Annotated in this window: 14 protein-coding genes; 10 read left to right on the forward strand and 4 right to left on the reverse strand. The window is 40.1% G+C overall.

What is annotated here, in order from left to right:
* The first annotated feature begins 15 nt into the window (after positions 1-15).
* The 7 genes from H0S58_RS01460 (at position 16) to rplS (ending at position 7,556) form a co-directional block, all read left to right on the forward strand.
* The gene (locus tag H0S58_RS01460; RefSeq protein WP_195726947.1) at positions 16-4,287 is read left to right on the forward strand and encodes a PilC/PilY family type IV pilus protein; all 4,272 of its coding nucleotides are present in this window, start codon (positions 16-18) and stop codon (positions 4,285-4,287) included.
* An 11-nt stretch (positions 4,288-4,298) separates the two neighbouring features.
* A complete protein-coding gene (locus H0S58_RS01465; RefSeq protein ID WP_195726948.1) occupies positions 4,299-4,799 on the forward strand; it encodes a type IV pilin protein in 501 nt (166 codons plus the stop codon).
* Position 4,800: 1 nt separating this feature from the next.
* Positions 4,801-5,259 carry a type IV pilin protein gene (locus H0S58_RS01470; protein WP_195726949.1) on the forward strand — a complete coding sequence of 153 codons (459 nt, stop codon included), beginning with the start codon at positions 4,801-4,803 and terminating at the stop codon, positions 5,257-5,259.
* 139 nt (positions 5,260-5,398) lie between these two features.
* On the forward strand, positions 5,399-5,656 hold the full coding sequence (gene rpsP, locus H0S58_RS01475) for a 30S ribosomal protein S16 (protein WP_004718284.1): 258 nt from the start codon (positions 5,399-5,401) through the stop codon (positions 5,654-5,656).
* Positions 5,657-5,686: 30 nt separating this feature from the next.
* Positions 5,687-6,235: a ribosome maturation factor RimM gene (gene rimM / locus H0S58_RS01480; RefSeq protein WP_092718701.1), complete on the forward strand. Its 549-nt coding sequence runs from the start codon at positions 5,687-5,689 to the stop codon at positions 6,233-6,235.
* Between the two features lie 57 nt (positions 6,236-6,292).
* Positions 6,293-7,033 carry a tRNA (guanosine(37)-N1)-methyltransferase TrmD gene (trmD, locus tag H0S58_RS01485; RefSeq protein WP_053579448.1) on the forward strand — a complete coding sequence of 247 codons (741 nt, stop codon included), beginning with the start codon at positions 6,293-6,295 and terminating at the stop codon, positions 7,031-7,033.
* Between the two features lie 148 nt (positions 7,034-7,181).
* Complete coding sequence (gene rplS / locus H0S58_RS01490) at positions 7,182-7,556, forward strand: 50S ribosomal protein L19 (RefSeq protein ID WP_053579449.1); 375 nt, start codon at positions 7,182-7,184, stop codon at positions 7,554-7,556.
* A 59-nt stretch (positions 7,557-7,615) separates the two neighbouring features.
* Here rplS and H0S58_RS01495 read toward each other — a convergent pair whose 3' ends face one another.
* From H0S58_RS01495 to H0S58_RS01505, 3 genes are all read right to left on the reverse strand, one after another.
* On the reverse strand, positions 7,616-8,587 hold the full coding sequence (locus H0S58_RS01495; protein ID WP_195726950.1) for a lipase family alpha/beta hydrolase: 972 nt from the start codon (positions 8,585-8,587) through the stop codon (positions 7,616-7,618).
* Positions 8,588-8,759: 172 nt separating this feature from the next.
* A complete protein-coding gene (locus H0S58_RS01500) occupies positions 8,760-9,743 on the reverse strand; it encodes a lipase family alpha/beta hydrolase (RefSeq protein WP_195727543.1) in 984 nt (327 codons plus the stop codon).
* A gap of 43 nt (positions 9,744-9,786) precedes the next feature.
* Entirely contained in the window at positions 9,787-10,815 is a 1,029-nt protein-coding gene (locus H0S58_RS01505; protein WP_195726951.1) for a lipase secretion chaperone, read from the reverse strand.
* Positions 10,816-10,959: 144 nt separating this feature from the next.
* Between H0S58_RS01505 and truB the strand changes: the two genes are divergently transcribed.
* From truB to H0S58_RS01520, 3 genes are all read left to right on the forward strand, one after another.
* Positions 10,960-11,865 (forward strand): tRNA pseudouridine(55) synthase TruB, encoded by a 906-nt coding sequence (truB, locus tag H0S58_RS01510; protein WP_195726952.1) that lies wholly within the window; start codon positions 10,960-10,962, stop codon positions 11,863-11,865.
* A 29-nt stretch (positions 11,866-11,894) separates the two neighbouring features.
* On the forward strand, positions 11,895-12,665 hold the full coding sequence (locus tag H0S58_RS01515; RefSeq protein ID WP_195726953.1) for a sulfite exporter TauE/SafE family protein: 771 nt from the start codon (positions 11,895-11,897) through the stop codon (positions 12,663-12,665).
* A 135-nt stretch (positions 12,666-12,800) separates the two neighbouring features.
* Positions 12,801-13,259, forward strand: a complete 459-nt coding sequence (locus H0S58_RS01520) for a hemerythrin domain-containing protein (RefSeq protein ID WP_053579454.1) — start codon at positions 12,801-12,803, stop codon at positions 13,257-13,259.
* Between the two features lie 75 nt (positions 13,260-13,334).
* On the opposite strand, the gene H0S58_RS01525 is transcribed toward H0S58_RS01520, so the two are convergent.
* Positions 13,335-14,195, reverse strand: a complete 861-nt coding sequence (locus H0S58_RS01525; protein ID WP_195726954.1) for an EamA family transporter — start codon at positions 14,193-14,195, stop codon at positions 13,335-13,337.
* Positions 14,196-14,316 lie beyond the last annotated feature (121 nt).

Consider the following 14,316-nt stretch of genomic DNA (forward strand, 5'->3'; position numbering starts at 1 on the left):
ATTGGGAGAAGAGAAATGAGATTAAAACCCCTTGTAATAATGATGGCCTTGCTTCCAGTGATGGCGGTGCCAACAAGTACGGCAGTTCTTGCGAGTGACTTGAGCTTGTATAGAGGAAACACAACTGGAAAGACGTCTATTCTACTCATGCTTGATACATCAGGGAGTATGGGGATTAGTTCGCTGGTACTGCCGAAAAATAATGCTTATGGTAGCCCTGGGGATGTGGATAATACTGTTTGTGAATCAACAGTAGTATCTGAAGCGGGCGGTAATATGGCAGGTAATATTTATGAATATCAATACAATGCAAAAGATCTTCGTGATACTGTCAAGGTGAATGGCACGACCGTCACCAATCCAACACAAAGAAAAACTTCGTTTTATAAAGAAGTTATTATCAATGGTACAACTGTACCTTATTATGTTCGAGGGTGTGGCACAGCAACAGTCGATAGTAATGGTAAATTGGTTGAATCGGGGAATAATCGATTTGATCGACTTTCTCGTTTAAAAGATGCAGTATTAACCCTCTTGGCTGATACTGCACTTTCAAATAATATTCAAATTGGTTTGGGACATTTTTCCAGCAAAACAGATTTATTTGTAGGTAAAACTGATAGCACTAGAAAAATCCCATTGGTTGATGGTCACTCTGGTACAATTCTTTTACCTGCTAATGCTCTAACACCAACCCATCGTTTAGCACTTGCCCAAAAGATTGCTGCCTTTAAGTCGCTTGATACAACGACTAATGAACAGGGAGTTGAAGTTAGTAATCAAAAGTATTCAAGTCTTTTACCGCCTTTACTAGATTATAAAGCTTCCAGCGGTACACCTACGGCTCACGCCTATGCAGAAGCAGCAGCGTATATGATGGGAACACAGACCAGAAAACAAACTTATACAGGAGATGTAAAGTTTATTTACGATGGTACTTCATTTGTTGTCAATGAAAATGCACAATCTGGGCAACCAAAACAAGCGTATTATATTTGTGCAGAAGTTGCAACTTCGGGATCAACAAATGGTCTAGGGTATACGGGGAATGTAAAATGGTGTCAGAATGCATGGCCAGGAATAAATAGTACTTCAGGTGGGAAATTAATTCCATCTGTTCAAAGTAATATTAAAATTCCCTATGGTGATAGTGAATGGCTGAACTTAACTGGGAATTATAGTGGAGACAAAAAAACAGCAGTAGATGTGGCAAAGACGAAGTTAAATGCTATAAATTTTGCAAATGATTGGGATGTTTACACTAAATTACCATCGGGCTGGCGCTATGGTGGGTGGATGAAAGTGGATCAACAGCCGATGGATATCGAACCAATTGCAGGTTTAGCTTGGGAGTCTTTTAAAGTAGGAAATACGCAATATTTTAGAAACCTAGTCAGTTACCGTGCCTCACCATTTACTCTGGATGGTACGAACGATAATGTCGCTGGCGGTTTTAGTTATTCTGCTGCGACTACTAAAGATCCGGGTAATTCGACTAAATATAAAGCGGGTGGTTCAACCAGTAGCTGTGATGGCAATGGGATTTACTTTTTAACAGATGGAGCACCCAATTCGACTAAAGACAGTATGGCACGGTGGATCATGAATGATACGTTGACCACTGCTTTAGTCACAGGCAGCCCAGCAGGAACATATGGTTTTTCTCAAAAACCGACAGGGACTGTATTGGAATCACCTTCTCTAAAATCCAATCTTTTCTCGGTTGAAACAGGTGGTTGGGAATATATTGGGGAGTATTCGAAAAAAATTCTTAACCCAACCAGAAACCCTGCCGGTATGAAAATTAAAACTGCGGTGGTTGGTTTTGGTTCATCGTTTGCAGGTATTCCCAAAAATGGAGATGGTAGTTATAACTGCGAAGCAGTTAATCATACTAATCCTGCACAACCAAATTATAACCCAGATGCCTACAACGCTTGTAAGTGGGGTGGAGCTGAATATGGGGACGGCGGTTTCTACTATGCTGAAAATGCAGATGACATTAAAAACAGTATTGTTAAATTTGTATCGGATATAACAGTTGGTTTCACCCCGTCAAGCCTAGGTTCCATATCTGTACCGCGCGATCCTTTAGATCAGACTAAGTCAATGACTGAAGGTTTTTTCCCAATGATGATGCCTATGGAAGATTCTACCTTCCGTACATGGGCGGGAAATTTAAAGAAATATAAAATTCTTGGCGGTACGCTAAAAGATAGCAGTAATAATGCGATTTATAAAGTTGAAAATAATCAGCAGATTATTAACTCATCTGCAAAAGATTTATGGTCAAATGCAGCTGCTGGTACAGATCATTCATTAATTAATAGCGGTGGTGCATGGAATAAAATTCCTGTTCCATCTACAGCTTTGGCTGCAGCAGACTCAATCAGCAATGTAGATAGTGAGCGTAAAGTCTACATCTTAGATGGCAGTTCTTTAAAGAAAGTGACTAAGACAAATCTGGCAACGGATACTACTGGTACAGATGCACTGAGCGGGACTTACACAATTAACCAGCGTTTAGCTTTGTTGAATTACATGGGATATCAAACTGCATTCCCTGCAGCAGCGTCTAAAACAACTTTAACTTCTACAGAAATTAATACGCTTGCAGTTAATCCAGCTAGCCCATATAGATTCCTTGGCGGGGTTGTGCATTCAATACCATTAATGCTGACTAAAGAAGCGACAGTAAGCGGCGCAAACGCGGCAGGTACTCGTGATGAATATACTGTTTATGGCTCTATGGATGGCGGCTTGCATATTGTGAATGCTTCAACAGGTAAAGAACAGTCGGTATTTGTTCCGCCAGAAATTATAACGAATCAATATGATACGTTAGCTACTAAAGACTCAAAAGGGGTGGCTAGTCTGTCAGGCATTGCTTATGGCGTTGATGCGCCATGGGTAGCGGACAATACTTTTAAGGTTCAAATTACTAAGTCTGGTACAGCTACAACCACAAAATATGTTGCCAATAAAATGAATATTTATGGCGGTCTGCGTATGGGCGGAAGTGGACTTTATGGATTGGATATTCTTAGTCCAGCAAGTCCGAAGCTGTTATTCCAAATTAAACCGACAACAACAAATGAATTTCAGCGTATGGCTCAAATCTGGGCTAAACCGACTATTGCTGAAATTCGTGTCAAAGGCGAACGTAAAAAAGTTTTAATTTTTGGCGGTGGTTACGATGCGGCGGCATATGAGCAAGCGAACGCTGCAAATCCAAGCTCAACTTATGGCAATGCTTTATACGTTGTCGATGCTACAAATGGTAACTTGATCTGGATGAGTAGTTCAAATGGCTCAGGGATTAGCGACAGTTATAAGAAAACGATTAATGGCGATATAAATTACAGTGTTGTAGGGCAGCCTGTGGTACGTGATTATGATGCGGACGGTCTTACAGATATGATTTATTTTGCAGATTTGGGCGGACAGATTTTCCGTGTAGATTTGAATAACAACGATCAAATGTCTGCAACAACAAATACGAATATTGCAGTGCGTGTGCAAACATTAGCGAAGTTAAAAGATGGAACATTTGTACCGCGTTTTTATGAACGTTTATCTACGGCAGTCTTTGATGATGGCCAAAACCGCTTTGTACTTGTGACAGCGGGTTCTGGTAATCGCAGTTTTCCTTTGGAAGTAGAGGTTGGTGGAAAAAACAAAATCTACGGTTTAATTGACCGTGATGCGGCAGCCAATGGTTTGGAAAACTTGAGTTTCACATCTGCTGCGACTATTTTGCCAGCGAATTTGGCTAATTCAGGCATACTTGGCAAAACGGTTACTAAGCAAGTTTCTGCTGCTGACATTGCTAATATGAAATTAACTTCAGGCAATACGATGCTTAGAGGTTGGAGCTTTGAACTTCGCTCAGTGGACTCTGGAAATTATGCGCGTGCATTTGAAGAGTCGCAGCTCATCACTGGTGATTTATATGTGAGCTTGTATGATCCGAAAGCGACATTGACTGGAACCGTAAGTGGCTGTGGTGGTGGTGTGACAGGTATTTCAACCACTCACCGTATTTGCATGCCTTATGGTGATTGTGCGGCATATGTCAAAACCAGCTATCAAGGCATTAATGGTCCAGCTTTTGGAGCAGTGTTATCTGAATATCCGAGAACAACCATGTTGGTTGGACCTGTTGCGGAGACACAAGAAGCTTGTGTGGGAAATTGCCCAACTGCAAATACAGCTTTAACCAATAAAAATCTGTATACATATAGTCAGGCACGTAAGATTAAGCCTGTCCGCTGGTTTGAGTGGTAAGGGAAGCGTGTATGGGCAAAATTCAAAAATATACAGTAGGCTTCACTTTGCTTGAATTGATGATTGTTGTCGTGATAGCTGCAGTTTTTGCAGTTATCGCTATACCCAGCTATCAGGCATATGTCGCCAAAGCGCATAAATCAAAAGCACAGTCTGAAATGCTCAAAATTGCTGAGCGGCTCGAAAATTATAGAGGCAAGCAATTAAGTTATGCGGGCTATGTTCCAGAGCATCAAACAGCGAATAAGGGGGAGATTAATATTCCATATGATTCAGGAACTGATTATGATTACCAAATCAAATTAGTTGATATCAATGATTCAACAATTGCCTTGGAAGATTCTGCTGTTGGGCAAGGGTGGAAAATGATTGCCCTTCCAAATCAATTAAAAGGAAATGCACTGAGAGCTTCTCAATATTTATTATTGGATTCTCGTGGGGTGAAATGCATGACGAAAAATGTATTAACAGTTTCCAGCACCAGCTGCACGAATGGGGAAGATTGGAGATAGTATGAGAGGATTTAAAGGATTTACTCTTGTAGAGTTGCTGATTGTCGTTGTTATTATCGGAATATTAGCAGCAATCGCATTGCCTTCATATCAAAGCTATGTGAAAAGAAAAAATCGCGTAGAGACCCAAAGCACAATGATGGAAATTGCACAAAGGCTGCAGTCCTATAAGTTGGCCAATGGAGATTATGGGGTAAATAACGCCACTTCAGCATATGCGCAGAATCCATTGAAAAACCCAACGATTTATGGACAAACGGTATCACCAAGAAGCGGCCCTGCACTGTATGACTTAACCATAACCGTTTCACCGAACGCATCTTGGACGATGACAGCAACGCCTAAGTCAGCAGGCATGCAAAAAAATAACGGAGCTCTGACTTTGACACATTCTGGAACACAGTGTTGGTTTAAAAAAGATGATGCTACCGGCAGTTGTTTAAGCTGGGCCGACAAATAAATTCAAACTGTCGATAACCTAAAATTTGATCTTTCATTCAAAGTAAATTTAACGTAAAATACCGCCCTCTATGAAAGGGGTTTGAAATGTTCCGGTGGTCGGTTCATGGATAATCCGTAAAAACTATAAGGTTGTTATCATGGTCGTAATTCGTCTAGCACGCGGTGGTGCTAAAAAACGTCCGTTCTATCAAGTTATCGTAACTGATAGCCGCAATGCGCGTGACGGTCGTTTCATCGAACGTATTGGTTTTTTTAACCCGACAGCTCAAGGTAAAGCAGAAAAACTTCGTTTAGATGCTGACCGTTTTGCTCATTGGGTTGCTCAAGGCGCTCAACCGTCTGAACGTGTTGCTTCTTTAGCTGCTCAAGCTAAAAAAGCTGCAGCTACTGCATAATTTTTTTGCAAATTAAGCCGTAGGTAGCCCATGACACCAACACAGAATGTTCCCGAAGATCGTATTCAGATTGGACAGTTACGTTCAGCATATGGATTAAATGGGTGGCTCTGGGTCTATTCCAATACAGAACCCATGAGCAACATCTTTGACTATCTGCCTTGGTACATTGAAACCAAAGCAGGTTGGCAAACAGTAGATGTAAAACGTTGGAAGCCACATGGCAAAGGCTTGGTTGTTTCGTTAAAAGATGTGAGCGATCGCACTGCGGCGGATAACTTGGTTGGCGTCAATGTTTGGATTTCAAAATCGCAACTTCCGAAAGCAGGTATGGATGAGTTTTACTGGACAGATTTGAAGGGCTTAACTGTGTTAGGTTTGGATGATGCTGAACAAGAAGTAAACCTTGGTAAAATCCATGAAATGTTTGAGACTGGTGCTAATGATGTGATGGTCGTTCATGCAACGCCAGACAGTATTGACAGTGAAGAGCGTATGATTCCATGGCATAAAGATGTGGTGCAACAAGTTGATCTAGACGCTGGTCGTATCTACGTGAATTGGGGCGTAGATTACTAAATATTTAAAAGCTTGTCCTTTAAGGATGAACGCAGCAGGAAAATAGAGGAGTCTGCGATGTTTTTTGCAGTCATTACGCTTTTTCCTGAAATGTTTGAAGCGATTACAGCGTATGGAATTAGCGGGCGTGCAGCAAAACGTGAAATAATACAAGTGACTTGTATTAATCCACGCGATTTTGCAACGGGCAACTATAAAAGAGTGGATGAACGTCCATTTGGTGGTGGTCCGGGAATGGTGATGATGGCTGAGCCTTTGTCTCAAGCGATTAGCCATGCCAAAGTGCTTGCTGCCCAAGCAGGATGCGTCCAAGTTCCTGTGGTGTATATGTCGCCACAAGGGAAAACCTTAAACGAAACAGCAGTACAAAATTTTGTCGAATATGACGGACTCATTGTACTTTGCGGACGTTACGAAGGTGTCGATGAGCGTTTGATCCAGCAATATGTTGATCAGGAATGGTCAATTGGTGATTATGTTTTATCGGGTGGCGAATTGCCTGCGATGGTTTTATTGGACAGTATTATTCGACGTTTGCCGAATGTCATGTCTGATGAACAGTCTGCAATACAAGATTCATTTGTAGATGGTCTATTAGATTGTCCACAATATACCAAGCCAGATCATTTTCAAGGTTTGGATGTGCCCGAAGTTTTAAAATCAGGACATCATGCAAATATTGAAAAATGGCGTTTTTTGCAGCGCTATCAACGTACTTTAGAACGTCGACCTGAGTTGGTGGAGAAAGTTGAGTTGAGTAAGCAGCAAAAAAAATGGCTTCAAGATTTGAATACTTAGAATATTTTGAGTATTTACAACTAGGCTCTTTATTGATTTAAGTTTTGACTTAAACCATAAAGGGAAAGATAAACGGGTCGATATGCGCTTTAGCCTCTGTCCCCAGCGGTAACAGACCTCTTCTGTCCCGCACATTGGAGATTCCCACATGAGTGGTAAACATCCTTTAGTTCAAATTATTGAAAATGCTCAGTTAAGATCAGATATCCCTGCTTTTGCACCAGGTGATACTGTTATTGTATCTGTAAAAGTAAAAGAAGGTGAGCGTGAGCGTCTTCAGGCTTTTGAAGGTGTTGTGATTGCGAAGAAAAATCGTGGTTTAAACTCTGCGTTCACAGTACGTAAAATTTCAAGCGGTGTTGGTGTTGAACGTGTTTTCCAAACACATTCTCCAATTGTAGCTAAAGTTGAAGTGAAACGTCGTGGTGATGTTCGTCGCGCTAAACTTTACTACCTACGTGAATTGTCTGGTAAAGCTGCACGTATTCGTGAAAAGTTACCTGCTCGTAAAGTTAAAGCTTAATTTTAAGTTTTACTTGAGTAAAAAAATGCGCCTTAAGGCGCATTTTTTTATATTAAATATTATAGATCTTGTAGTTTTAAGCGGTTGGCATGTTGACGATAGACAGCAACAGGGTCTGGGGCAAAAATAGAACGTAGCCCAAAAAATTGGTTAATGACATCTAAATGGTTCCAGTGATAGTTATCACGAACGGTTTTACCATACTTGGCACTACACCGTGAAACTAAGCCATCATTGTCATTAGGCGCTTGCATCAGTAAACCAGTCGCCGCCAGAAATGAGTCTGGATCGAGTGCGTTCGTCAACGTTGAATTACCCGAAAAAGAATAGAAGTAAATGCCTTTTTCCATAGCAGCCCCTTCACCACAGGCCGTTTTCGGCATACCCAGTGCATATTTTTGTGCAAAAGCTTTAGAGCCTGCCAGCGTTAAGCTTTTTCCAGCACCGAGTGAATCATGTGGGAGTGAATTTGGATCTTGTTGTTGCGCCCAAACAATGGCTTTCGAACCAAAATTGATTAAATCTACCACGGGTTGCTCTAAAGGGGTCCCTTGCACTGAAACAATGAGATCCGCTACAGGAGAACCTTTTAAAGGACTGGAAATGGCTGTGGCAGACGCGATTTTATCGGGCAAAATATTGGAGACATAAGCAATACTATGCCCGCCATGGCTATGTCCTAGCAAATTGACTTTAGGTGCATTGGTAATCGCTAAAATTTCTTCGACTTGTTGCAGCAATTGCTCACCACGCACCTCAGAGGTGTTAAACGGAGAAACACGTGTTGCCCATGCATTAGCACCATTACGGGCTAGGTCTGGCAAAATTTGATACCAATAATCCACACCAAGCTCATCTATTCCAGCACGAATCCAGCCGCCCATACCATGTGCAAAAACTAAAGGGTATTTGGTTTTTGCGTAGCTAGATGTGACATAGGTGGAGTTAATGTGTGAAGCCGCTGCTTGTGTTTGTGTGGCGCTGAGTGTGCAGATAGATAGCAGTCCAGCAATTAATGATCCATATTTCATTGCTCATCCTCTTTTTTATTTTTTGTGACGACCATTTAAATGGTCGAAAATTAGTATAAAGGTGGGAATAGAAAAACGTAGAAAAATCGATTAAATTGTGTTCAGATTGTAAGTGAGTAATTCATAAAAAACTTCCCTCCGAAATTTTGAAACCTCGAAGGAAAGGACTATATTAGAGGCCTTGGAGTTTTAGACGATTTGCATGCTGACGAAATAATGCAACTGGATCTGGAGAGAAAAGACCACGCATCCCCAAGATTAAGTTGATCTCATCAAGGTGCGTGAGATCATAGTTATCACGAATCACTTTACCGAAGTGAGAACTGCATGGTGTAACCAAACCATCATTATTACGATTTCCGTATGACAGTGGTGCTAAAACGCCAATGGCAGTGTCAATCGTATCAAAAATATTGGTGGTAGGTGATGCACCTGCCCATGAGTAGTAATACGTGCCATTATTTGAACTTAGGCCGTTACTGCTACAGTTAGACGGAATAGCTGCGGTTGGATGTTCAAGATTAAACTGCGTAGAGCCTGCGACACTGATTGATTTAAGTGAACGTTCCATATTGATGGGTAAAGATGGATTACCTTCTGCCCAAGTCATGATGGGTGCAAGAATCATATCCCCAAACACGCCTACTAAGGTTGATGATGCTTTAGTACTCAATAAATCATCTGCAACTTTAGAACCTTTAAATGTACCAGCTACACCCGTCAGAGAAGCAACATATTGGGGTTTAACGCTTTCAATATAAAGTGCAGTGGGTCCTCCATGGCTATGACCAATAAGATTGACTTTACTTTTTCCAGTGATTGCTAATACCTCTTCAACCTGAGTTAAAAGTTGTTCGCCACGAATAGCCGTTGATTCTAATGGAGATACTTGAGCGGTGAACGCTGTTGCTCCATTACGCGCAAGATCAGGGAGCACTTGATAAAAATAGTCCATCCCAAATGCGCTGGTTCCTAGACGGGTAAAACCAAACATACCAGGAACCATCACAATCGGATTTTTGGTTTTGGCATACGTGGCATATTTGTCAGCTGCGATCGTTTGTAGTCCTGCTGCAGCCTGACTTTGAGTCATTGCAAACGAACCCGTTAAAGCAAGAATAGATGACAATATTATGGTCATTTTTTTGTTTTTCATCATTTTATTTTCATCCTGAAAATATAAAGTTAATGGTTATCGCTTATTCAAAAAAAGGTAATTTCCCCCCTTGGTCATGAACTGATTCAAAAGTACTGAGTCGAAGTTGTTCTTCTTTTTTATTAAAATATTGATTACGCAGTTGGTCTACCGCTTGTTGTTTAGCAGTGTCAGCTAAGCCACTTTGCATAATGCTATCGCGTTTATTTAAATAATCATTTACTTTATCTTTCCAATCAATACGTTGGCTATCCAGCTTTTCTAAGCGTTGCGTCGCTTCAGGGCCGACCAAATTGGTACGCATTTGATGAATTTCTTCTGCAGAACCGCCTCGTGTTTTAATGTCCGCAGTCAACTTTCTCAGGTCTTCAAGTTTATTCAGTTGTTCTAAATTTTCTTGCCAATCTACGGGGAGTTGATTGAATAATTCTTTTAATTTTTGAGCTTTTTGGATTTCGCTTAAACGTTTATCGCTCATGACCGCCATACGTTTTAAGGTATATTCATTGTAAATATTCTCAGCGCCAAACAGACCTTCAATTTCATAATCAGAAAATAGCTGTTTGCGAAGATTTTTTGTATCTGCAAATATACGTTCATAATATTGAGGATGATCAGAATCAATATTGGGAGGCGTTAATTTACCCAATTTTTCTCGATAATCGATATAACGATTCCACAAATCTAAAATTTGACTTCGTGCTGGCTCTTCATAACTTTGTTCTATATAGGATTGGAAATCTTTTTTAATCTGTTTAAGATTTTTCTCTCCAAATTGCGTAATAAAATACTCAAAACAATTGCGTGTCTGTTCATTGACAATTAAATGTTGACTGGGATCTAAGCGTAACTGACAGTTGATTTCGGTATCTTGCTGACTTGGGCTGATGAAATGTTCTTTTTGAACAGGAGTTTGAATCAAGACCGAGGCTTTGGAATTATGTTGTAAATCAGGAGATGGCTTTAAGTTTATTTTTTCTGCACTGGACTGAGAAGGGGCAAGCCAAAACAGTAATGTGCATAGAGCAATAATCAGAACAATGACAATTATCCATAATTTATATTTCTGCATATCCTATGCAACCTTCTTTTTTTATTTTCAGTTTAAAATATGAAATTAATCTGTCATAAAATAACAAAATCCAGAGTACAGAAGTTGTAAATGGTGACGAACGGTTGTTAACATGTGGCACGTTTGTCCTGCTTTGACTTTGCCATGAAAAAGACCTCACCCAAAATTGAACGCCGCCTCATTAGTGGTGTTTTTTTGCTCAACAAGCCTTTGGGTTTCAGTTCAAATGCAGCCTTACAAAAAGTACGTCACCTATATCGTGCAAAGAAAGCTGGGCATACGGGTGCATTAGATCCACTTGCTTCAGGTTTACTTCCCATTTGTTTGGGAGAAGCGACTAAATTTTCTCATTATTTATTAGAGTCGACCAAACGTTATCACACCACTATACATTTAGGACATAGCACCACCACTGGCGATGTCGAAGGTGACGTGCTATTGACGCAAGACGTGCCGATGCTCAATGAAGAAAAAATCCAACAGGTCTTGGCTGTTTTTCAGGGTGAAACGCAGCAAATACCTCCGATGTATTCTGCGCTAAAAAAAGATGGTCGACCTTTATATGAGTTGGCACGCAAAGGTATTGAAATTGAACGTGAAGCACGTCCGATTAGCATAAAAGCGATTGAATTAATTTCTTTCACCGAAAATAGCTTAACTTTAGATATCACTTGTTCAAAAGGAACTTATATTCGTGTTTTGGGTGAAGATATTGCTAAAGGCTTAGGAACTTTTGGACATTTGACTTATTTACACCGGATTAAAACTGGTCATTTTGATTTGATTCCGACCTATACCATTGAATATCTCGAAAGCTTAACCGAGCTCGAGCGAGATGCATTGCTGTTACCTGTATTTGCACCTGTGGCACATTTTCCCAAAATTCAGGTTCCAGAAGGACGTGCCGACTATTTTACTCAAGGTATGGAAAGTAATATCGAACATGACGCTTTAGAACAGGTGTTGGTTTTTGATGAAGAAAAATGCTTGGGTTTAGCAGAAATTACCGATAAAAAGCGTTTAGTGCCTAAACGAGTTTTAAACCTCTAATTCTTCTTTTTCATTAGGTATAAAATCATATGGATATTGAACTTATCCTAAGCCTCATTTTTTTTGCATTTTGTGCGGGTGCAATTGATGCAGCTGTAGGCGGGGGCGGCCTTATTCAGATTCCTGCATTAATGAATGCCTTTCCAAATATGGCCACAGCAACTTTGTTTGGCACCAATAAATTGGCTTCAATTTGTGGAACAGCTTCTGCTGCATTTTCATATTTACGTCAAGTTAAACTTTCATGGAAGTTACTTGCTGTGATTGGCGTCGCCGCTTTTATCAGCTCCTTTGCGGGTGCAGCATGTGTGACGCTCATTCCGCAATCCGTGCTGAAACCTTTTGTTTTGGTCATGCTGATTGTGATTGCGATTTATACATTTATGAAAAAGCAATTTGGCCAAGTACACTTTCAACAAAGCTTAACCACTAAAACTTTGGTCTTGGCCGGCATAGGTGGATTGGTGATTGGTTTTTATGATGGTATTTTTGGACCGGGAACAGGCAGTTTCTTTATTTTTTATTTTATTCGCTTTTTAAAAGTGGATTTTTTACATGCTTCTGCTTTGTCTAAAATTGGCAATTTTATGACCAATTTTGCTGCATTGAGTTTTTTCATTCCAACAGGGCATGTACTGTTTGGTTTAGGTCTAATGATGGCTGTGGCGAATGTGCTTGGCTCAGTGATGGGGGTAAAAATGGCCTTAAAATACGGCAGTGGTTTTATTCGAATTCTATTCCTTATTTTGGTGGTGATTTTAATTTTCCGTTTAAGTTATCAAGTATTTTTCTCAGGTTAATCAAAAATTCACAAAACTTAACTGTATTATTGTGCGTCTCTGCATAAAAATAAGAATTCACAGGGGCGTTGCCCATTCTTTATAAAAAAATGTTTATCACGATCATATAGCCCATCGCCAGAGGTCAATAAAATAATGAATATATTTGAAGCTTTACGTCAAAGCCACGAAATACAAAGAGCGCTTTCTGAAAAATTAATACAAACATCGGGGAATACCGAAGAACGTCGGGAGACGTTTGAGCTACTCAAAAATGAACTATTTGCCCATGCCGTAGGGGAAGATCGTTATTTGTATATTCCTTTAATGATGACCGATTCTGGTTTAAATATTACCCGTCATGCTTTATCTGAACATCATGAAATAGATGAGTTGCTTGAACAATTGACTGAAACTGAATTTAGCAATCCAGGATGGCTTGCTATTGCGAAAAAACTATCGGATAAAGTTCATCATCACTTAAAAGAAGAAGAACATGGTTTTTTTCAGCAGGCAGGTAAAATTTTAGAAGATGAGCAAAAACAAAGTTTGGCCAAACAATATTTGGCTGAATATAAAAAGTATAAAAAAGCCGATAAAGACAGTTTGGTTTAAATTTAAGCTGGATATAAAAAAAGAGGGTTTAAATACCCTCTTTTTTTATATCCCTGTAACTGCTTATACTTCGGGTCATTGTGTTTTTTTTGCCCTATAGGTGACCCCGACTGATGCTAACATAATGCACAGCAAGGCAATCATTTGTAAAAAGGTAATTTGCTCTTTTAATAATAACCAACCTGCTAAAGCACCTAAGGCTGGGGATAAGCTGGAAAGGGTGCCATAACTGAGTTTACTTAATTGCTTAAGTGCCATGAGATCTAAAGCATAAGGAATGGCTGTTGCAAGCAAGGCAATCCCTAAGGCTTGCGGCCAGTATTGAGTTTGAATGAGTGCAGTGGGATTGTATATTACACTGATCGGAAGCATCACCAGAGCTGACAAGACAATCGCAATACTCAATGCATGCATACCAATATTTTGTCGCACAACGCGCTGTCCAAAATAAATATAAATGGCCCAGCAAATACCTGCGCCTAATGCAAAGGCGGCACCCAAATAAGAAAAATTCTCCGCTGATGCTTGTTGCCAAGGTACCATCAATGCGACACCTAAAATCGCTAGACTCACCCAAAGATAATCACTTTTCTGTTTGATCGAAAGTAAAGCAAGAGTCAGTGGTCCTAAAAACTCTAAACCGACCGCAATCCCTTGAGGTAATTTGCCTAAAGATGCATAGAACAATACATTCATTAAACACACGGAACCGCTATAAAATAATAAATCTTTCCATTTTAAATAGGGCAGGCGTTGAATGATTTTCCATGAACGGAACATCAAGATGATGAGAATAGAAGCAAAGCACAGGCGTAAGGTCACGACGCTAAGTGGGTCAAGTACTTCAAATAGCTGTTTAGCAAATGAGGCACTGATTTGATAGGCCACCATGGATAAAACCATGAACAAAACAGCAGTCATTTGAGTATTCGGCATGATACACACAGGATGATTAAGTCAGATCATCGATTAGATGGAGGGGGATTAGTATAGCAATATCATTCAATTGATGAGATTCAGTTTAAAGGTAAAATGAGTATTCTCTGTGGTGATCAGA

This window comes from Acinetobacter sp. TTH0-4 (assembly GCF_015602665.1).
Classification (GTDB): Bacteria; Pseudomonadota; Gammaproteobacteria; order Pseudomonadales; family Moraxellaceae; genus Acinetobacter; species Acinetobacter albensis.